The sequence below is a fragment of the Blautia sp. CAG:237 genome (assembly GCF_000436615.1).
Lineage (GTDB): Bacteria > Bacillota > Clostridia > Lachnospirales > Lachnospiraceae > Blautia_A > Blautia_A intestinihominis.
In genome coordinates this window covers 21,457-42,556 of sequence record NZ_FR886747.1, presented here as the reverse complement: position 1 = coordinate 42,556, position 21,100 = coordinate 21,457, and the positions used below count along the sequence as shown (strand labels likewise).

Sequence of the window (21,100 nt, the reverse complement as noted above, 5' to 3'; positions counted from 1 at the left end):
TAGGGAGGCAGGAATAATGATTATTGATCATGTGAAGGTTTTTACAGAGGATAAGAAGTTTACAGACGGCGGGATCGTCATAAAGAACGGAACGATCGAACAGGTTTATACAGAGGGGAAGAGACCTCAGACAGAAGATGAGGTCCTTGACGGGAAAGGCATGTACGCGATACCGGGGCTTATTGACCTGCATTTCCACGGATGCAAGGGAGACGACTTCTGCGACGGCAGCAGGGATGCGATCGCCAGGATCGCAGAATATGAGGCTTCTGTGGGGGTGACTGCGATCGCTCCGGCGACGATGACGCTTCCGGTCGAGGAACTGGAGCAGATCCTCCGTGTGGCAGCAGAATACAAAAAAGGTCCGCACAGTAAGAAAGAGGCGGATTTTGTCGGCATCAACATGGAGGGACCTTTTATCAGTCCTGCCAAGAAGGGCGCGCAGGATGAGAGAAATATCATTCCGTGTGATGTGAAGGTCTGCGAGCGTTTTCTGGAAGTTTCAGAGGGGCTGGTGAAGTTCATGGGTATCGCGCCGGAGGAGAGCGAAAATGCGGTTTCTTTTATTGAGGCGGTCAAAGATAAGGTAAATGTTTCTCTGGCACATACAAATGCGGATTATGATACGGCTATGGCGGCTTTTAACGCAGGGGCAGACCATGCGGTTCATCTTTACAATGCCATGCCTGCATTTACGCACCGCGCACCGGGTGTGATCGGGGCTGTTTATGACAGTAAGCATGTGATGGCGGAGATCATCTGTGACGGTGTACATATCCATCCGGCAGCAGTTCGGGCGACATTTGAAATGATGGGAGAGGACCGCATGATCCTGATCAGTGACAGTATGCGTGCAGCAGGAATGCCAGACGGTTCCTATACTTTGGGCGGGCTGGATGTAAACGTAGTCGGAAACCGCGCTACACTGGCCTCAGACGGGGCGATAGCAGGTTCTGTGACGAATCTTATGGACTGCATGAAAACAGCGGTTAAAACCATGAATATCCCGTTGGAAACAGCAGTTGCCTGTGCCACGATCAATCCGGCAAAAAGCCTTGGGATCGATGCTGAATACGGTTCCATCCGAGCAGGCAAAAAAGCGCACATCGTCCTGATGGATCAGGAACTGAACGTGCAGCAGGTAATTAAGGATGGGGAACTGCTATAGTTGCAGTTTCCTTATAAATATGTTATAGTATATAAGAACACCTAACAAACCCCAAAACCTGCTTCGCACAACCAGGAAAGGAGGAACATTCTTGATGGAAGATTATCCATTCAGTGAAAAGACAAGGATCATATGGAAACAATTTATCAGGCAGTTTCAGGAAGAAAGTATTGCATCCTATCAAAGTGATTTCCTGGAATTTACACGATTTACGAAGAAAGATTTCCTGGATATCCATGCAGAAGATGTAGCGGGATTCTACAGAAATCTTGAAAAAAAGATCGAAGAGAAAACACTTGCGCCAAGTACCTGTGCCAAAAAGATCCGGGAACTGAATTCCCTGTCAAATTACGTCTATGAGAATCGTCTGGAATTTGGTATCAGAGATGATTATACGAATCATTTTGCCGATTATGTCAAAAAAGTCCAAAAAGTAAGCATGTATGCAAATGCAGTTCCTGTGGAGGACATTGACCGGCTGCTTGTAGCTGCACAGGAAAATCATATGGCGTACTGTATCATAATTTTGCTTTACCGCATGGGCTTTTCCTCGACAGAGATCATTGACATGAAGCCGGAAAATATCCGTCTATATAACAACGGAGCCTATGCATTTATGCCAAAACGCGACAAGGCAAATTTTATCCCGGAAGATGTCTACAGGATCCTGGAGCTGTATCTGGCAGAACGAGAATCGAACGAATATCTGTTTTACAATAAATATGGAAATCAGCTCAATACCATGTATATCAGCCGTCTACTGAAGAAATACACGGCAAAAGCAGGGATTCACAATTACAGCGCTCAGCAGCTTCGGAATTCCTGCATTTATACGATGTTTGCATATGGAGCAGATACGGAAGGTGTTGCAGAGGAAATGGGGATCACACCGGATAATCTGAAGCGTTATAAGCGTAATTATATAGATGAGACCTCCAGAAGTATCCGAAGTATGGTCAAATTAAAGGCAGATCTTCCGGAAAATGAATAAACAGAAAGAAGGAATTTTTTATGCGTCAGGAACAATTTAAAATGGAACGCCAGGGACTGATCAAAGTCGGCGATGTCGTAGAGATTTCAGAATTTCAGTCCTATATGAATTACAGTTACATCATAGAACCGGCTGTGGCAATGTCCGGATGTTACAAAAACTCCGAACGAATTAAATCCAAAACTGGCGTGATCAAAAAAATCGACCACACACCAAGGGGATTTATGGTAACGGCTGAATTTGAGGAATAAAGGCAAAATCCGGGATATGGCTGGAATCTGTATAGATCTATATGAAAAACTACGGTTTGTCGTATAGATATAGATAACTGCTGTCAGCTGTATTTTTCGGGATTTACTAATGATTTGATTTTAAGGAGTTAAATTTTTATGGAGAAAAAAACAACATATCACGAACAAAAAGATGTCGAGAATATTTTAAGGCTGCGTGAAGTTCTCTCAACGCTGCCGCCGTTTTGCAGGGATTATTTTCGTGCGATCGATACGACGACTACGACCAAGACCAGGATTTCCTATGCCTACGATATCCGGATTTTCTTTCAGTTTCTTCTTGATGAAAATCCGGCATTTAAGGATTACAAAATGACGGATTTTACAGTTGATGTCCTGGATCAGATCAAGGCTCTGGATCTTGAGGAATATCAGGAATATCTCAAGGTCTACCAGGCTGGTGACAAAACCGAAACAAACGGCGAACGTGGGCTCAAACGAAAGATCTCTGCCCTTCGGAGTTTTTATGCATATTATTACAGAAGGGAAATGATCGAGACAAATCCGACCGTACTTATCGATGTGCCAAAGATCCATGACAAAAGCATCATCCGGCTTGATACCGATGAGGTTGCTCTCCTGCTTGATTATATAGAACATTGTGGCGACCAGCTTACCGGTCAGAAACGTGTCTACTATGAGAAAAACAAAGAACGCGATCTGGCGATCGTGACTCTGCTTCTCGGAACCGGTATCCGAGTTTCGGAATGTGTGGGACTTGATATTGAAGATGTGGATTTTAAGAATAACGGAATAAAGGTCACCCGAAAAGGTGGAAATGAAATGGTTGTATATTTCGGACCGGAGGTAGAAAAAGCTCTGAAACGTTATCTGGAAGTCCGCGAGAATATCATTCCGCTGGAAGGCCATGAACACGCTCTCTTCTACTCTGCCCAGCGCCGCCGTATCGGTGTCCAGGCGATTGAGAATCTTGTCAAGAAATATTCCCAGCAGATCACGACCACCAAAAAGATCACACCTCACAAGCTCCGCAGCACCTACGGTACGGCCTTGTATCAGGAAACAGGTGATATTTACCTTGTTGCAGATGTTCTTGGCCACAAGGACGTAAATACGACCAAGAAACACTATGCAGCGATCGACGATGCCAGAAGACGCCAGGCGGCGAAGGCAGTTAAGCTGCGCGAGGATTAATACCTGCTGCCCGTAATGTCTTGCATTATGTACGTTGTTATATGTGCAAATAAAAAGAACATCTTTATGACAGATCTTCGGGATCCTGAAGTTTTTGTCATAAAGATGTTCTTTTTATAAGACTATCCTGCCAGATGCAGTGCTCCTATCAGAAAGATCCAGCTCAGTCCATAATAGGAAATAACAGCCACAAGGTCGTTGACTGTAGTGATGAGCGGACCGGAAGCAACTGCCGGGTCGATGTGGATCTTTTTGAAGAATAACGGAATGCAGGTTCCTACGGCACTGGAGATCAGCATTGCGAGCAACAGGGAAGAACCGATGCAGGCAGATACCGCAAAGGCAAAGATAAGGGTTTTGCCTTTAAATAACCAGATATACAATCCGATCAGCACAAAGGACATAAGTCCAAGCACACCGCCGTTGCACAGACCGATACGCATTTCCTTAAAAACAAGTTCCAGTTTTTGTTTGCCGGTGAGGGATTCATCCATCAGTACACGGATCGTTACAGCCAGTGACTGGGTTCCGACATTACCTGCCATATCCAGAATCAGTGACTGGAAACACATGATGATCGGCAGATTGGTCACAACCTTTTCAAAGATTCCGACAACAGAGGAAACGACCATGCCAAGTCCAAGAAGGACGATCAGCCATGGCATTCGTTTCTTCATACTTTCTTTGAGAGGTTCCTTGAGATCCTCCTCAGCAGTCAGACCAGCCAGTTTCGCATAGTCCTCTCCCATCTCATCATCGACGAGATCTACGATGTTTGCAGATGTAATAACACCGATCAGGCGGTTATCGTTATCAAGGACCGGAATGGAATCTTCGGAATAATCCTTGAGGTCTTCCATACAGTCATCGATCAGGGCTGTTCCGTATACATACGGGTAGGAAGTGACGATCAGTTCACTGAGCGGATGATCCTGGCGCGCGATGATCAGATCTTTCAGATCGATCGCACCGTAGAATTCCTGATTGCTGTTTACGACAAAAATGGTAGAGATATTGTCATTCTGAGCTGCCTGGGATACCAGGGAACTCATGGCTTCCTTCACAGAAAGATGATCCTGGATCACGATATAGTTGGTGGTCATCCGGCTTCCGATTTCTTCCTCATCGAAAGAATTGATCATCTCGATATCATGTCTCGCTTCATCATCCAGTAACTCGATCAGAAGTCTTCTTTTTTCTTTGTCAAAATGCTGCAGGATTTCAGCTAATATGTTTGTTTCTGTTCGGGAAAGGATCGCAGCAGCTTTCTTGAGGCTCATTTCTTCGAGATAAGTGACTGCCATCTCCTCATCAGTGTATTCCAGAATATCCGATAAAGTATCAAGATCAAAGATCCGGTAAAGCTTGTTTCGTTCTGCAGAAGAAAGCTCCGGCAAAACATCTGCAATGTCGTTTTCGTGGAAATCCTGCAGACGCTTGGAAAGGACTGCCGGAGATATATTGCTTCTGATCACTTCAAGGATTTCTTTTGTGTAGTCCTGTGTTCTTTTTTCCATCCTGTTTTCCTCCTTTTTCGTGGTTTCCGAAAAAGAGCACACCAAAACAAGGCATGGTCTTTCTCAGAGCATGTCAATTGGTATCATTGTTAAACGGATATTTGAATTCCGTTTCGCTATTTGGTTAGATTGTGTTCAGGGATTTTACAGGATAAAAAAGAGAAAAATAGAATAATATAAATTAAAACAGAATGTGACGTGTCATCTCACAAACTGCTGCTCTCTTTGATCCTGTGTTACTACTTCGCCCGTGAGAATCACAACTCTCCATTCTGTTCACCTGCCTTTGTATAATTGAATTTTATTGACGGTCATATTATAACCCGTTCACCAGGGGATGTCAAACGGTTTCATCTTAATATTTATTTAGATTACATAATCATACTTATGGTAACTAAAATGGTGCGCAGAAAAAGAACCCTGCCAGCCAGCAGAGTTCTTCTCATCTCCATATCCTATGTAAAATTTAATGAAACCGTAATTATAATGCAGTCACGATCTTATCCTGGAATGCTTCCGGAACTTCTTCCTTGTCAAGAGACATGCTGATGATGAATTTTACATTGAATTTCTCACCAACTGCGATAAGCTGTTCCAGAGTATTGGAAACATCCTGTCCCTCTAATTTAGCAGTTGTCAGGAAACTGTCGAGATATACCTGCTCAAGATCGTGATCCTGAGAAATGATTCCGCATACGAAACCAACGAATTCATCGGCGTTCTTGATCGGATATACAGAAACATCGATCAGACGAACCTTGTTGTTCAGTTCATACATGTGTTTCGTGCTTTTGTCTAAGTAAACAATGCTGCCATTTGCATCCTTAATTGCGCCGTTCACTTTGTCTAACAGTACTTTTGTTTTGCCCTTGCCTTTCTTTCCTACAATCAGTTCAACCATCCTGTTTTCCTCCTTAGACACAATATGATATTAATTTTGAACAAATACGATAATTAATATGTTTGTATTATAGTGTATTTTGCATCAAATTTCAATAGAGAATTGCAAGTTTTTGTGAAATTTTCATTAATATTGTAGTGTGGCACAGAAAAGGATTCAATTTTCCTGTGCCAGAGGGATTCCTGAACGGGAATAATCGTAATCAAGATAGTAATTCAGCATTTTCTGTATCCGTGATTCATAGTTTTGAGGAGTCATGAGTCCCTTGTCATCATAAATCCAGTTAATGATGTTTTCGCTGATCGATTCACTGTAATGAGTATCATCTTTGTAATTATCAAGATCGCAGGTAAGCTCAAACAGATCCGTAAAGGAAAAAAGCTTCACATTATCATACTCCATAAGCAGTTCTGCCTGCAGCTTTTCTGCTTCAAAATAACGTTCCAGATTTCCGGAGCATTTAAGCTTATACCACCAGACTGCACTGTATGGCGGCGTATAGAAATAAAACGTAGTTTCCGGATGAGCTTTTACCATATCAAGACCATTCGCCTCTACATTATGACGGACAGTTTTGGCATCATCTTCTGAAAACTTCTTCTGTTTTTCGATTTTTGTTGGAACAGAGTAGGTTTGGAGTACGTAGTCTGTTCCGACGGGATAATCTGCTGCCCAGGAACTGTATTCATCCATGGATGGTGTTTTTTCGCCATGAAGTGTGTATTTGATAACACCAAGCGTATTGTCTATAAAGATATCTTTGTTAAAAAGATACTGGACATCGTTCCATATATTATTATCATACAGATAAGTTGGAACATTGTTATAATTGTAATCGGACTTGTCATCAAAAATCTTATTATAATCCAGACAGCGGAAAATATATTTAATATCAGACTTATTGTCAAATATAGTACGGATTTCTTCATCGATTGCCCAATAGGTATCACCAGTAAGGGTTACCTTGACAGAATGCGTTCCAAACAGGTCATCAAACTGTGAAGTCTTGAAATTCTGCATCATAGAAGTGCCTGTGATTGCAGCATCATAATCAAAATTCTGGATGATACCGTTATTCAGATATCGTTCTTTTCCTCGCTCAAGAGGATATTCCAACTGTTTCAGAGGCTTATGATAGTGAAAAAAAGGATCGATCACTGCTGTCATGCCACCTGCGAGGATCAGGAGTGTGCCCGTTCCCACGAGTACAGTTTTTACAAATTTATTACTGTTCATAGTATTGCTCCCTAAAAGTTAAAGTAGAGAAATTCTGATACACCGGAAAGGGTAAAAATTCCCCAGACCAGACAGAGTACAGTCACTGCCGCCATTTTAGTGGTTGGACGGAAATTCATCTCCTGATTGTTTTTGAAATTAAGACACAGGAACAACATTCCGCCAAGCAGAATCAGGGCATCTGAACCACGGATGGAAGCCATGATTTTATTGAGTACGGGGATATGACTGTAAATCAAGTAGAATTCCTTTAACTGAAAAGTCTGTAAAAATGTAGCATGGAGATTGAGGTTCTGGAATTTCAGGATTCTTTTGATAAATGTAAATGCCTGAGAAATAGAATCAGCCCTAAAAAAGATCCATGTTATATTTACAAACAGAAAAGTAAAAGCCCACTGAAGGACTACATGCATGCTCTCCCACTGTTTCCGGAACATTCTGGTAAGTGCATTTCCTATTCCATGCAGAAATCCCCAGAAAATAAAGGTCCAGTTCGCACCATGCCAGAGACCACTGACAAGGAATACAATGATGATATTTATATAAGTCCGGACAGTTCCCCTACGGCTTCCGCCAAGCGGAAAGTACACATAGGTTCGCAGGAATCTGGTCAGTGTCAGATGCCAGCGTTTCCAGAAATCTACGACAGACAGCGCTTTGTATGGTGAATTAAAGTTCATTGGGATATGGATATTAAACATATATCCCAGACCCGTTGCCATATCACAATATCCACTGAAGTCAAAATAAATCTGGAAAGTGTAGGCAAGCATTGTAAGGATCGCATCCATGGATGTAAGTCCACTGCCAAGGTGGCTGTAGCCCCATGAAACAGATCCGCTTAAGGTGTCGGCGATCACAGCTTTTTTGACAAGACCGGCTGCGAACATATACAAACCGCGCGCCATATTGTCCCAGTTGATCTTCCAGTTGTTTTTGTCCTCAAACTGTGGAAGGACTTCGTTATGCAGAACGATCGGACCCGCGATCAGCTGCGGGAAAAAGGTTACAAATAATGCGTAATCTGTAAAATTGTATTCCTTGGTTTCTCCACGGTAAGAATCAACCATATAAGAAACCTGCTGGAAGGTAAAAAAGCTGATACCCAGTGGCAGGACGATATTCTTTAACTGGAAGTCCGTGGAAAAAACTTTATTCAGATTATCTACGAAGAAATCATAGTATTTGAAATAAAATATCAGACCAAGATTGAATATCAGACCAATACCAAGCAGTGCCTTTTTCAGAAGTGCAAGCTGTCCTTTCGATATTGTGCCCCCCCATCTGCGCTGCAAAAGCTGAGACAACAGATAATTGACAACAATACTGCTGCACATGATCCACAGATAACTTGGATTGAAATAGCCATAAAACCAGAAAGACATGAGGATCAATGCAACCTTTGCAAAGACTGGTTTTCCGAGTTTATGCAGTCCATAATAGCTACCAAGTGTCAGTGGAAGAAAAACAAATATAAATATGTAAGAATTAAATAACATGTCGTTTTTGTACTTCCCCCTAAATTAATTTTTTAATTTTGTATCAATTATCAACTATAAGGGAAAGTTTAAGGTTCGTCAAGTTTTTCTTCCACTTTGCAGGCTGTTAGAATAGGTGGCACCTTCTGCGGCAAAGAGGATTGTCTTTATTATAGATGGTCATGATCTCGTTTTTATTTCCGCTTGTATCTGCAAGTGTACCGTTTACGATCATGCTTTTGCTACATCCCATGATAAAGTCATCATAAGAGCAGATAGTAACATGGTCGATCTCTGCCTGTTTACAGGACACCGGAGTATTTGTGATCCCGCTCAGTCCCCATACCTGAGATACTGGAAGTGCTCGCATGATCGGAACGGTTGAAGTCTTCCGGATCTCCTGGCAGATATCAAAACCAGATCCATCCGGAAGGCTGACATCCAGAATAACAAGATCGTATTTATCTTCCGTCCATAACTGCTTCTGCTCATCTCTGATGCGGGCGATATCAAGAGCATAGCCCTGTTTCTTAATGGCAAAGGATAAGCCATTTAACATACTTAAGTCATCTTCGACCAGTAATATGTGTTTCATGTTGTCTCCTTTGGTTTATGTGTTATTAAATCCAGTATAGTGCGGGATGAGGCGGGATGCAACTTACATTCTTGTAAGATTGGGATAAGAGGCAAACAAAGAGTGAAGCTTTTAAAACTCCACTCTTTGTCTGAATGATAGATCATTTTCTGTGCATCTGCAGAATCTCAAGAAGAATTTCATACACAGATTCATTTTTCTCTATGATAAGTGACAGGTTTTCCTTTGTCTGGTTCAGAAGGTGAAAAAGGGTCCGTACGTCGGAACTGCCACTGTTGTTTCGCAAAGATGAACGAAGATATCCTTCTGTGTCGTAATAATAACGTTCATCCAGAACGGTGACGAGACGGTCGGTGACGCGGACCGCGGCGGTGTTCAGGTCTGCGGGTGTGGAGGTCTGGCGGAACTGGTAGCCCTGATGAATGTAGCCGTCAAGCAGGTTTTGCGTTTCGCTTTCATTGTTGGCGCAGACTACTTCGATATGCGGATAGTATCTGGAACTTTTTTTCCTTGGCAGATGGAGCATATTCTGGATGAAGGAGGAAAGTTCGGCATTGGTGCGAATGCGGTTAGTCAGATGGAAGGTCAGGATCTGTGGCAGGCGTTCTATCTTCTGAATAGTGGTCTGGTCCATTTCCTCAGGAGAGATCATATCCTCGGAATCACTGGAAAAGATCACGGGCTGGTGATTAACTGCATTTAGAAGAATGTCAAGTTTTGGAGCGGAAAGCAGATGAGCTTCATCTACCAGGATGGCGCTGTAGGAATCAAAGCTGACTGGTTCCCTTTCATTAGCAAGCTCTTTGTCGGTGAGAAAATCGATCCTCTGCAGGCGTTCATGCAGGATCTCCCAATCCCTGGCAGCTTCTCCGCAGTGGATCATGCAGACTCTCTGACGGACAGACAGTTTCATGGCAATGTCATAGAGCAGCAGGGTCTTGCCTGTCCCTGGAAGTCCGTTGAACCAGTAATAGCCGGTGTGTTCTGTGCGGATCTTTTTGAGGATCTGCCGTTCGATATCACGCTGCTGTGAAGTCAGGAAATATTCTTTCCGAAGAAAACGGGCAGGTTCTGTAAGCGGGGAGATCAGATAAAGTTCTGCCTGAAAAAGATCCTCGATATCTCCCTCATAATCCGGACTTTCCTTCTGGAGAATTGTACATAGATGTTCCCAGTATGCCTCTATGATATGGTCATGCTTTGTCAGCTTGACAAGCCGGTTCTGGTTGCTGATATAAGTATAAGAATGGAGCGGCTTTCCAAGCACAGACAGATAATATCGGTTCTGCAGAAGCTGTTTGCAGATCGCCTCATCGGATACTACACCACTTTTTAACTCGATATTTACGATCTGGTCTTTTTTGATTTGGAGAAGGTCAAATTCCTTTCCAAGTTTTGGAATCTGGAAAGAATAGAAAAAACGAAGAGAGCAGATCTGAGGAATATGCACTTCCAGATGTTCTGTCAGAGCCTTCATGCTCTCCATCTCCCACTCTCTCATCCGAAGAAAATATCCCCTCCCCGATAACTGACGCTCCAGTCTCTGAAGATTGTCGAGCGTCTGGTTTCTGGTGATGGTATAGATGGAAATAGATTTCATAATGATTTACCTGACCTCTTTTTTGAGGATTTTGTTAAACAATGTAAAAAAGGTTATTGTGGTAACAGCCGCGGCAAGGATATCGCTTACCGGTTCTGCCAGGAAAACAGCGAACACTTTGTTCGAGAAGAAATTCGGCAGCAGGAAGATCAGCGGGATCAGCATGATCACGATCCAGAAGAAGATCGTGCAAGTAATTTGGGGATGTTTCCTGTTGCCATAGGGTTTGAAGTGTTTGATTCTTGCATTTTAGTCATGGTTTTAGTCCTTTTGTTTGTAAATTGAAAAATGTAAAGTGGTTGGGATCAGGCTGTCTTTGTTGATTAATGCGCGGAGCGCAGAGGGGTTTGGTTTGTTATATGTATTTATTATACTATAACATTTTAATTTATATAACACACTTCTTTATTTTATAAAAACAACAGCCCAGAGCTCTGTCATTCTGCATAAACTCTCCGGGCTGTCTCTTTTTATACATTCATGTATTATACGGTATTGATGTTCTCCAGAAGTGAACTCATCTCCTGATACAGAAGTTCCTTACTGGAAGCTCCCATTACGATGGATATAAATGGATTGCCATATTCATTCTGACATAACAATGCCAGACAGTTTCCTGCACTGCTGGTGGTTCCCGTCTTACCTCCAAGGATCGTAACGCCCTTTGGTGCCGTTGCTTCTCCTGTAAGGTAATGGTCGGTTGCTGTCAGTACTACACTCGCATCAGAGCCATCGCTGTATTTATAATTTGCAGTATAGCTTCCCATCTGTGTGATCTCTGTAAATTCAGGATACTTGAGTGCTTCTTTGAGCATCAGATAGATGTCATATGGTGTAGTATAATGGTTCTCATCCTGCAGTCCATGAGGATTTGTGAAATGTGTTCCTGTACATCCAAGCTGTGCGGCATAAGCATTCATCATAGAAACAAAATTCTCGGTTGAACCGCCGACATGCGTTGCGATCGCAGATGCGGCATCGTTTCCTGAATATACAAGGAGACAGTGCACCAGTTCATCCATCGTTACCTGGTCACCTACCTGGAAACCAACTCGCTGAGAGCCTTCCTCCAGAGTTACATTCTCCTCTGAGATCGTGACTACGTCATCCATGTTTCCATTTGTAAATACCAGGAGTGCTGTCATGATTTTGGTGATACTTGCCGGATAAACTTTGTCATAAGCACCCTTTGCATACATTACCGATTTGTCATTGATATCCAGGAGAAGTCCCTCCTGTCCATCCTCCAGTGTCACAGAATCCAGACTCTGGTCACCGCTTACCACACAGAGGTCTGCAGCAAAAGAAGCCGCTCTTGAAGTTGCCTTAAGTGTATTCTGATATTGGAATTCCTGATTGATATCAAATGCCTGTACCTGTCTGCCAAAGGAAAGTCCCTTCTGCAATAAGAAGTACCCTCCTCCACACAATACGACTGCCAGAAGAAGCACCGTTACTATAATCGGAAGGAAATTTCTTCTGGGACGTTTTTTCCGGCGTGCTTCCGGATTTCTTCTTGCCTGTGTCGGACTGACAGGACGTGCACTTTTGCCTTTGATTTGCTGAGTGTGTGAAGCACTTCCTGTCGGTCTTGCTGACCGGGCTGCTTTTTTTCTGGTGGAAGCAGCGGATGAGGAAGTATTACGAGGTCTTGCTGGTCTCTCCTGAATCTCTTCTCTTCTGCGCTCACGTGGCTGTTCTTTTTTCATAGGTAATCCTCTTTCTGATTTACTGACTTTTTGCGAATTTCCTTATTGTATGCACTGCTCTGCAAGCCTACATTCAGGACAAGCCCCATTCCAAGATAAAGACTGACGAGAGAAGTCAGGCCATAACTTACAAATGGAAGTGGTGTACCTGTATTTGGTGCGATTCCTGTCGCAACACAGATATTCAGAAAACTCTGCAAAGAAACGATACTCGCCATTCCGCAGCATATGATCTTACCCGACAGATCCTTGGCCCGAAGCCCCATCCGGATACATTCTATCGAGATTGCCAGAAGCAGAAGAATAATCGTACAGCAGCCAAGGAAACCATATTCTTCGCCTGCAACTGCAAAAATAAAGTCTGTCTGGTTCTCAGATACAAAGTTTCCTTCATTTACAGAAGCAACTTCATCGTTTCCGGACAGTTTCTTGCCGATCAGTTCTCCTGATGCGATCGCTGTCTTGGAGTTATTCTGCTGCTGAATATCATCACTGTACTCATCATTTTCAGGATAAAGGAATGACATGATTCGATTTCTCTGATAGTCCTTGATCAGTTTCTGATCCGGCTGAACAACAATAAAAAGAAAGATGATGATCAACGGGATCAGGATCAGGAATGTTCCGCCTATGACCTTGTAACTAAGTCCTGCAATATAGATCAGGATGCAGAACACAGCCAGCATCATAAGCGTATTCTTAAGGTCCGGCTGCTCATAGATCAAAAGCAGTGGAACAGCCAGCAATAAAACGGATTTCGCCAGTGTTTTCGGCGTATTCAGATCTTCTTCGTGATCCATAAAAAACCTGGCAAAAAACAATATAATGATGATCTTTGACAACTCTGTCGGCTGGAAACGAATAAATCCAAAATCAATCCAGCGCGCTGCACCGTTTGCAGAATCACCAAACAGACGAACGATCAGAAGAAGGGCGATGTTCGCGCCATACATGATCCACTGGAAATTGGATATCCAGGAATAATCAATCAGTGAAAGAATCACCATGAAGATCAGTCCCATGATAACACCGATCATCTGCTTACTCCGCAGGTCATCTCTGGCACTTCCAACCAGAATGATTCCGATCACACTGATCGCAAGAAGAAAGATCACCAGTCTGAAATTATAAAATCGTAACTTATACTGTTTAATCATTTTGTATCTTATTCCCTTTTCTTATATACCGGAATATCCGCATGAAGAACCGGCGGTTCCTGGCTGATCCGGAATACAACGCCATCTTCATCTATGGATACGTATTTTTTTACTGTGCGGATCATATCATCTTTCAGCAATTTCATCATCTGCGGAGAACAGTCGATCCGCTCTGAAACCAGAAGGAGCTTCATCCGGTTCCTTGCATAATCAGCGGAGCGGTTCCTGAATTGCGAAAATGCTTTCATACAAATCCCCTCCTTCTGCTTATGGATCATTTACGGAAAAAATCTCCAATTCGCTGAAACATTCCTTTTTTTGATCTGAGTTCTGCAAAAGGAACCTCCTCACCAAGAAGCCTCCGGCAGATATTGCGGTATTCCTCCTCTGCCTGAGAATTCCTTCCCGAAAGCGGTTCTCCCTGATTGGCTGCGATCACGATCTGCTCATCATCAAGGATCGTACCGATCAGATCCACAGCAAGGATCTCGATCACATCCTCTACGGACATCATATCTCCACGTGCGATCATATCGGGTCGAAGCCTGTTAATGATCAGATGGATATCCCTGATATCTTCCGCTTCAAGAAGTCCAATGATACGGTCTGCATCACGGATTGCAGATACCTCCGGTGTTGTTACGACAAGTGCCTTATCTGCCCCGGCGATCGCATTTCGAAATCCCTGCTCAATGCCGGCCGGACAGTCAAGAAGAACAAAATCAAACTCTTCCCTGAGTTCCTCTGTCAGCTTGATCATCTGCTCCGGTGACACTGCCGACTTGTCCTTCGTCTGCGCAGATGGCAGAAGAAACAGTTCCGGATGTCTCTTGTCCTTGATCAGTGCCTGCTTCAGACGGCAGTTTCCATTAATGACATCCACAAGATTATACACGATACGGTTCTCAAGTCCCAGGATCACATCCAGGTTCCGAAGACCGATATCTGTATCGACAACAACTGTCCGCTTGTCCAGCATTGCCAGACCTGTGCCAATATTGGCAGCTGTCGTTGTCTTGCCTACGCCACCCTTACCGGATGTAATTACTATCACTTCGCCCATGTTTCTGTATCCTCCTCAAAGATATGTTCCAGACTTCTGGTATTTTCTTCTGTGATCTCAGACACAGGGCAGATGCCCTGTGTCTGTTAATCATTTGAAGTATTGCTGGTATCGCTGGAGGCATAGCCCGTCAGAATTGTATCTTCATCTGCCAGATCATAAATGTACTGTAAGATATCATTTGCGGTCAAACAGGCATTTCCTGAACTGTAACCATTTGCAATTCGGACAGCAAGCGCATATTCTGGAGCACCTGTTGATGCTGAAGTCGTATAACCGATAAACAGACCATGGTTCGGATGGTAAATATCCAGCTCGGCAGTACCTGTCTTACCAGAAAGAGTTACTCCAAGTCCATTGAACTGTTCATGTGTTTCAACAACCCTGCGCATACCATCATGAATATCATCCCATACGCTGCTCGGAACATCCGTCATCTGATTTTTGACAGACGGAGCATATTCTGTAAGGATTTTTCCCTGAGAATCTGTAACCTTATCCAGAAGGGAAAGGTCATAAACTGTTCCGGAAGTTGCCAGTGCCGTCGCATATCGTGCAAGCTGACTGGTACTGAACAGATGATTACCCTGTCCAATATAAGACGGAACTGCCTTACTGTCAGAAACATGTGGAGATGCTTCTGAAATCTCAATGCCTGTTTTTTCATCCAGACCAATCTCGGATGCATACTGCTGCAGTTTCGAAAGACTCAATGTTTCCGAAAAATCTCCATCTGCATTCTTTCCTGCAAGGAAACCGATCATATTGAAAAAGTAGTTGCAGGACTGCTCAATCGCACCACGAATCTCAAGAGATCCATGCCCCTGTCGGTTCCAGCAGTAAATTGCCGGTGTTACCAGATCAAATTTACCTGTACACTCATAATAAGTTCCATCATCAATAATGCCCTCCATCATTCCTGTAATCGTAGACAGAAGCTTCAATGTAGAACCAGGTGCTGTTGTCTGCTGCGTTGCCTTGTTAAAGAACGGGCTGGATTGATCCAATGCAAGTTTTGAATAATAGCTGGTATCCATATTATTGCTGAGTTTGTTATTATCATATCCAGGGTAAGAAACGCATGCAAGAACTTTTCCGGTATTTACATCTGTAATGACTGCTGATGCAGAACACGGTGCAAGTGCAAGCTGTGCCGGTTCGATCTCCAGATTGGCAATCTTATTGATCATAAAATCATAAGCAGACATCTGACCGGAGGCAAGGCTTTCATAACTTGAGTCATCCTTGGAAAGAACGCCCTGCTCGTAAAGTACCAGGCAGATATCCTGTCCGGAAATCTGGTCATTCATAAGCATGTACTTGTACAAAAGCTTCGAAAAACCAGTGTCTGTCTTCAGATAATCTGTAATATAATCCGTAAGTGCCTTATAAACTTCATTGGAATCCAGATATTCCCCATCTGGTGAAATAACAGAAATATCGATCCAGTTCTGGCTTGCGGTATAGTTCAGATAATCCTTGAGACTGATACTCTGATCTGTTGTCCATGCCTGGTATGTCGCATCCGAAGTATCTACGGAATCCTTCTTTATGACTCCCAGTGTATCTCTGAGAATGGTATCACAAATATAAGAAAGGTATTCCTGAAATTCCTTCGATTCATCCTTATATGCAGGCGGATTGTCCATTGTCAACCTGTTAGTTATTGTATCAAAAACTTCCTGCTGCTTTTGTTGAAATTTGGCATATAAATTTTTTTCTGTATCGGAAGCATTCTGATTACTGAACTTATCAATATCAATCACACTGTTGGATATCAGTGCATTGTATACATCATAGATCGGAACAACGATCCTACTTGCATCTTGTTCAGCTTCATAGTCAAACTCCTTAACTGCCTCGATCTTGTTCAGAAGAATACCGGCAACCCTCTGTTTGAGGATCTGATAAATTGCCGCCTGCCAGTCTGAATCTACAGAGAGATAAACATCATTTCCAGCCTGTGGCTCTATTGTTGTGCCACTGTCAATTTTGAGGACTTTACCAAGGTTATCAACCGTAACCGTCTCCTGTCCATCCGTTCCCTGAAGATCCATTTCCATATACTGTTCAATTCCCGCTTTACCGATGACGGCATCATTAGAGTATTTCGGATCCTGTTTCTTAAGATCTGCAAGTTCATCAGAAGATGCCTTACCAGTATAGCCCAGCAGAGGTCCCATACTCTCATCCTCTACATACTGGCGGCTGGAATCCTCCAGAACATCAATTCCCTGAAGTTCATTCTGATTTTCCTTGATTGCTGCAACGGTGCTCTCGCTGACATTTGTCGCGATCGTAACCGCCATATATTTCTGGAAACTGTTTGTGCTCAGTTCATAGCGCATGATTGCAATATCCAGAACTTCCTGCCTGGTAAGTTCCTGCGGAAGACCGTACTGTTTCAACTCTGCATCTGTATAGGCTTCATCGCCATAAAGGACGATAGAAAATCCCTTGTTACCACTAAGATAATCCATCATGTCAGCAGCACTGGCAGCTGCCTCGTCTTTGGTCAGGTCATCAATGAGCGCATGACCGTAAATATCTGCCTTAAATCGATTCAGGGTAAATCCAGGATCAATATCAAACACATAATTTCCACTGTTATCCAGTTTAATATGAAATGTATTTGAAAGACTGTCTCCATTCTCAGCAAGGATCTGCAAAACCTTATAAGCAGTACCATTTAATGTCAGGTTTTTCTGGCGGGTCGTATCATAACTTCCATTATCCTCAAATGTCAGAGAATATGACAAAATATTGGAAGCAATCAGTTTATTGTTTCTGTCATAAATATTACCTCTGGTACTTTTGAGGACACGTGTCTTGGTGGTCCTTGTCTGGAATTCATCAATATAGTCCTCGCCCTGAATGATCTGCAGCTCATAAAGCTGGCGTATCAGAACAAAAGACAAAAGAATAAACACCAGCAAAAGCACAGAGGTTCGTTTCAGTTGAATTTTTTTGAATATTTTTTTTATTTTAGTACCCAAATAGATTCCCTTTCTTTCCTGGTCGCACTCATGAAGCGATGATTAATATAATAAAAAAACTTATAAACGATCATTGTCAGAAACACTGTATAAAAAATTTCCGGAATAATGATCCTGTACAGATATGTAAAAAGTCCAAGCCTTCCTCTCAGGAAAAACTGAAGTCCATACACTGCCAGATTATAGAACAGATCCATGATTGCAGTGAGAGCCATTGGAACTTTGATATCATCATCATAATAAATACGGAATGCATAACCACTGAAAAATCCCGCATACATATAAATCAGCGCATAAAATCCAAATACAGATCCATAAAACAGGTCTACAAGCAGTCCGCTGAAAAATCCCGTCCACAGGCCACTCTTACGTCCCCGCATCAGCCCCATGGAAACACATAGAATCAACAGAAGATTCGGAGTAATCGAGCCAATGGCGATTTTCTGGAGAAGTGTTGACTGCAAAAGGAAAGACAAAATGATCGTAAAAAACAGAACGATTTTACTTTTCATTATTCTGCTCCCTCCTGGTCGGTATCTGCATCAGAAGAAGTATCCGCTGCTCCACTGTTATCAACTGCATCCTGCTTGTTTACCGTGATAACAAAGACATCCTTAAGATGCTGAAAATCCACCGGTGTTACAATTGTACCGGTCTTTGTCAGATTGTTGGTATCCAGTTCAATCTCGCTGACGTAACCGATAAACAGTCCCTCTACATATTTGTCACTGATATTGGAAGTAACAACTCTCTCGCCTACCGTAACTTTATCATCCTTGTCATAAAGCTGTGAAAAACGAAGTTTCCCCTCATCAATCAGTTCAAGTTCTCCTTCTACCACACAGGTGTCATCTGTGCCTACGGTCATTGCACTTACATTACTGCTGTCATCAATGATCGCACGGACGGTAGCCCAGTTTGGTCCTACTTCTGTAACAATTCCTACAAGCCCCTTACCAGCGATCACATTATTATCCACACGGATACCATCATTACTTCCGCGATTGATCATAAAGGTATCGTACCAGTTTCCAGGGTCCTTGGAAATGATTCTGGCAGCAACCTTAGGATATGAGGAATATTCCTCATCCAGATTGTAAAGTTCCTGAAGTCTGGAAAGTTCTGACTGATTCTGGATCAGGATATTATTCTGTTCTGTAAGTGTATCAACAGCATCCTGCAGTTCCTGGTTCTTATCGATCAGATCCTGCTTATCCTGAAATGTCTGGTTGATCTCACCGATCCAGCTTCCGATCCCATTGATACTTTTTTCAAATGGAACTACGATCATTCCTGCTGCCTCTGCCAGCGGCTCCGATGTAACACCGGAAGCCAGTGTCGATACCACAGCACTTCCACAGAAAAATGTCATGATCACCAGCAGATGTTTACTCTTTAAATGTATACGAAATTGAAATTTCTTTTTCAGGTTTCTCATGTATCATACCCCTAAAAAATTATAATTTACGTTGTTTAACGGGCTGTGCCCATTTCATCAGGTCACGGTCACGGATGATCTTCTCCAGACCGCAGATTGTCGCCTTTTCGTAGAAAGGCGATAAGTTAAAGGAAAATCCTGTATAGCTCGCAAGATAATTATCAATATATGGAATTCGCGTACTTCCTCCGGTGAGATAAATCCCCTCTCTGGCAATGTGGTAGGCAATCTGCGGTGGAATTCGCTCCAGAAACGTCTTCATTTCTGCTGCAATCTCATTCACACAGTCCATAATCCCGGCATTTACCACATATCCGGAAATAACTTCTTCCCGTGGAAGACCGGAGATGCTGTCAATTCCAACTACCTTGCGTGCCTCCTTCCGCTGATCGTTCAGACGGCCCATCGCAATCTTGAGCCGTTTCCCGGTCCGCGTACCGATCTGCAGGTTGTAACGCTTGCGGATCTCTGCACAGATTGCTTCATTCATCTGTCTGCCGCCGATCGGAACTTTCTTGGAAATGATAATGTTTCCGTCTGTCAGAATAGAAAACTGTGTGCTCTGTGCACCAATATTGACAACCATACTGCCTTCATTTTTCTCCATCCGGACTCCCATTGCAAGTGCATCCGCGATCGGAGCTTCTACCATGTAAACCCGGTTCTGATGAAGCCAGTGTCCATTTGCCACATAATAATACGCCCTCTTCTCAATCGCAGTCATATCCAGTGGAACTGAAAAAAACATATCGGATCCAACTCCCAGAAATTTATCGATTTTTTTCATCATACTGTATAATGCGATCTCCTGGAGTTCCAGATTTGCAATCATACCAAATGTCATCGGAGAATTCACGGCAATGTCTACCGGAGATTTTTCAAACATCTCATAGGCTTCATTTCCCACTGCAATGATTCTGCGTCCTCTGGATGCTACCATGTTTTTTTCCATGTAACTCTTGTTTTTTAAAAAGGAATAGACTTTAATCGTGCTGCTTCCCAGATCTATTCCGTATGTTTTTCTTAAAAGCATAAAACAATCCCTTCATTCCAGGTATTCTCCGAGTATTCCTTCTTCCCTGAAGCTTACATACCTGTGATCACCGATAATGATATGATCCAGAAGACCAATCCCAAGCATCTCTCCTGCCCGGAAAATCCGTTCTGTGACTTCGCGGTCACATTGGCTTGGAACCGGATTGCCACCCGGGTGATTATGTACCAGAATCAGACTGACCGCATGATAGCGAAGTGCTTCCAGATATACTTCCCTTGGAGTGATCAGTGTTGCATTGACTGTTCCCTTGGAGAGAATCGTATCATTCAGTAAATGGTTCTGGTTATCCAGCATCATACAGATCATTATTTCCTGTTCCTGATGACGAAGCTGCTCCATATAATAGGCTGCAATCGAATCCGGATTCTGAAAACTCAAGTTTGGTCTGGCTGCCGCACATGAGATTCGCTTTGACAATTCTCCAATGCATTTAAGCTGCACCGCCTTGACAGTGCCAATCCCATGTATCTTCTTAAGGTCTGAAAGGGAACTGTGAAGGATTCCCAAAAGACCGGGATATGAAGAATGTTCCATATGGTTCAGGATCTCATTTGCGAGGTTCAGCGAATTCTTCCCTCTGGTCCCGGACCGGAGGATCACTGCCAGAAGTTCACTGTCACTGAGTGTACTCTCCCCGTCCCGCATGCATTTCTCATAAGGACGTTCGGATTCCGGTATATCTTTGATGGTTTGATTCATATATCTTACCTGCGCTCTCTAAATAAGTTCAGGCCCCCGAAGAATCAAAA

The 21,100-nt window shown here is 43.1% G+C and carries 18 protein-coding genes and 2 pseudogenes; 4 read left to right on the top strand and 16 right to left on the bottom strand.

From position 1 onward, the window contains the following. Window positions 1-16 precede the first annotated feature (16 nt). The 4 genes from nagA to QZL69_RS09665 all read left to right on the top strand — a co-directional run bounded on the left by nagA (window position 17) and on the right by QZL69_RS09665 (window position 3,604). Window positions 17-1,168: an N-acetylglucosamine-6-phosphate deacetylase gene (gene nagA, locus QZL69_RS09680; protein ID WP_022215010.1), complete on the top strand. Its 1,152-nt coding sequence runs from the start codon at window positions 17-19 to the stop codon at window positions 1,166-1,168. Window positions 1,169-1,262: 94 nt separating this feature from the next. After that, window positions 1,263-2,159: a tyrosine-type recombinase/integrase gene (locus tag QZL69_RS09675; protein ID WP_022215009.1), complete on the top strand. Its 897-nt coding sequence runs from the start codon at window positions 1,263-1,265 to the stop codon at window positions 2,157-2,159. 20 nt (window positions 2,160-2,179) lie between these two features. Next, window positions 2,180-2,410 carry a hypothetical protein gene (locus tag QZL69_RS09670; protein WP_022215008.1) on the top strand — a complete coding sequence of 77 codons (231 nt, stop codon included), beginning with the start codon at window positions 2,180-2,182 and terminating at the stop codon, window positions 2,408-2,410. Between the two features lie 138 nt (window positions 2,411-2,548). Further along, on the top strand, window positions 2,549-3,604 hold the full coding sequence (locus QZL69_RS09665) for a tyrosine-type recombinase/integrase (protein ID WP_022215007.1): 1,056 nt from the start codon (window positions 2,549-2,551) through the stop codon (window positions 3,602-3,604). A gap of 122 nt (window positions 3,605-3,726) precedes the next feature. Here the strand turns inward: QZL69_RS09665 and mgtE are convergent, their stop codons facing one another. The 16 genes and pseudogenes from mgtE to radC all read right to left on the bottom strand — a co-directional run bounded on the left by mgtE (window position 3,727) and on the right by radC (window position 21,050). Continuing rightward, window positions 3,727-5,121, bottom strand: coding sequence for a magnesium transporter (gene mgtE, locus QZL69_RS09660; RefSeq protein ID WP_022215006.1), 1,395 nt, complete (start codon window positions 5,119-5,121; stop codon window positions 3,727-3,729). Window positions 5,122-5,602: 481 nt separating this feature from the next. Beyond that, on the bottom strand, window positions 5,603-6,022 hold the full coding sequence (locus QZL69_RS09655) for a hypothetical protein (RefSeq protein WP_022215005.1): 420 nt from the start codon (window positions 6,020-6,022) through the stop codon (window positions 5,603-5,605). Between the two features lie 156 nt (window positions 6,023-6,178). Continuing rightward, a complete protein-coding gene (locus QZL69_RS09650) occupies window positions 6,179-7,258 on the bottom strand; it encodes a hypothetical protein (RefSeq protein ID WP_022215004.1) in 1,080 nt (359 codons plus the stop codon). A gap of 11 nt (window positions 7,259-7,269) precedes the next feature. Further along, complete coding sequence (locus QZL69_RS09645) at window positions 7,270-8,757, bottom strand: MBOAT family O-acyltransferase (protein WP_022215003.1); 1,488 nt, start codon at window positions 8,755-8,757, stop codon at window positions 7,270-7,272. A gap of 346 nt (window positions 8,758-9,103) precedes the next feature. After that, window positions 9,104-9,331 (bottom strand): annotated as a pseudogene (locus QZL69_RS14005) (response regulator); the annotation flags it as partial. A 142-nt stretch (window positions 9,332-9,473) separates the two neighbouring features. Next, window positions 9,474-10,931 carry a DNA/RNA helicase domain-containing protein gene (locus QZL69_RS09635; RefSeq protein WP_022215001.1) on the bottom strand — a complete coding sequence of 486 codons (1,458 nt, stop codon included), beginning with the start codon at window positions 10,929-10,931 and terminating at the stop codon, window positions 9,474-9,476. 6 nt (window positions 10,932-10,937) lie between these two features. Continuing rightward, window positions 10,938-11,102 (bottom strand): annotated as a pseudogene (locus QZL69_RS14000) (MATE family efflux transporter); the annotation flags it as partial. 314 nt (window positions 11,103-11,416) lie between these two features. Continuing rightward, a complete protein-coding gene (locus QZL69_RS09625) occupies window positions 11,417-12,640 on the bottom strand; it encodes a D-alanyl-D-alanine carboxypeptidase family protein (protein ID WP_022215000.1) in 1,224 nt (407 codons plus the stop codon). Then, window positions 12,637-13,797, bottom strand: a complete 1,161-nt coding sequence (locus QZL69_RS09620) for an FtsW/RodA/SpoVE family cell cycle protein (protein ID WP_022214999.1) — start codon at window positions 13,795-13,797, stop codon at window positions 12,637-12,639. The genes QZL69_RS09625 and QZL69_RS09620 overlap by 4 nt, the downstream gene beginning before the upstream one ends. Window positions 13,798-13,805: 8 nt before the next feature. Beyond that, a complete protein-coding gene (gene minE, locus QZL69_RS09615) occupies window positions 13,806-14,045 on the bottom strand; it encodes a cell division topological specificity factor MinE (RefSeq protein ID WP_022214998.1) in 240 nt (79 codons plus the stop codon). 26 nt (window positions 14,046-14,071) lie between these two features. Further along, a complete protein-coding gene (gene minD, locus QZL69_RS09610) occupies window positions 14,072-14,860 on the bottom strand; it encodes a septum site-determining protein MinD (protein WP_022214997.1) in 789 nt (262 codons plus the stop codon). Between the two features lie 86 nt (window positions 14,861-14,946). After that, on the bottom strand, window positions 14,947-17,778 hold the full coding sequence (locus QZL69_RS09605; RefSeq protein WP_291519231.1) for a penicillin-binding transpeptidase domain-containing protein: 2,832 nt from the start codon (window positions 17,776-17,778) through the stop codon (window positions 14,947-14,949). 62 nt (window positions 17,779-17,840) lie between these two features. Further along, window positions 17,841-18,368 carry a rod shape-determining protein MreD gene (gene mreD, locus QZL69_RS09600; RefSeq protein WP_022214995.1) on the bottom strand — a complete coding sequence of 176 codons (528 nt, stop codon included), beginning with the start codon at window positions 18,366-18,368 and terminating at the stop codon, window positions 17,841-17,843. Next, a complete protein-coding gene (mreC, locus tag QZL69_RS09595) occupies window positions 18,368-19,294 on the bottom strand; it encodes a rod shape-determining protein MreC (RefSeq protein ID WP_022214994.1) in 927 nt (308 codons plus the stop codon). Before mreC ends, mreD begins: the two co-directional genes overlap by 1 nt. 19 nt (window positions 19,295-19,313) lie before the next feature. Continuing rightward, on the bottom strand, window positions 19,314-20,327 hold the full coding sequence (locus QZL69_RS09590; RefSeq protein ID WP_022214993.1) for a rod shape-determining protein: 1,014 nt from the start codon (window positions 20,325-20,327) through the stop codon (window positions 19,314-19,316). Window positions 20,328-20,339: 12 nt separating this feature from the next. Then, window positions 20,340-21,050: a RadC family protein gene (radC, locus tag QZL69_RS09585; RefSeq protein WP_022214992.1), complete on the bottom strand. Its 711-nt coding sequence runs from the start codon at window positions 21,048-21,050 to the stop codon at window positions 20,340-20,342. Window positions 21,051-21,100 lie beyond the last annotated feature (50 nt).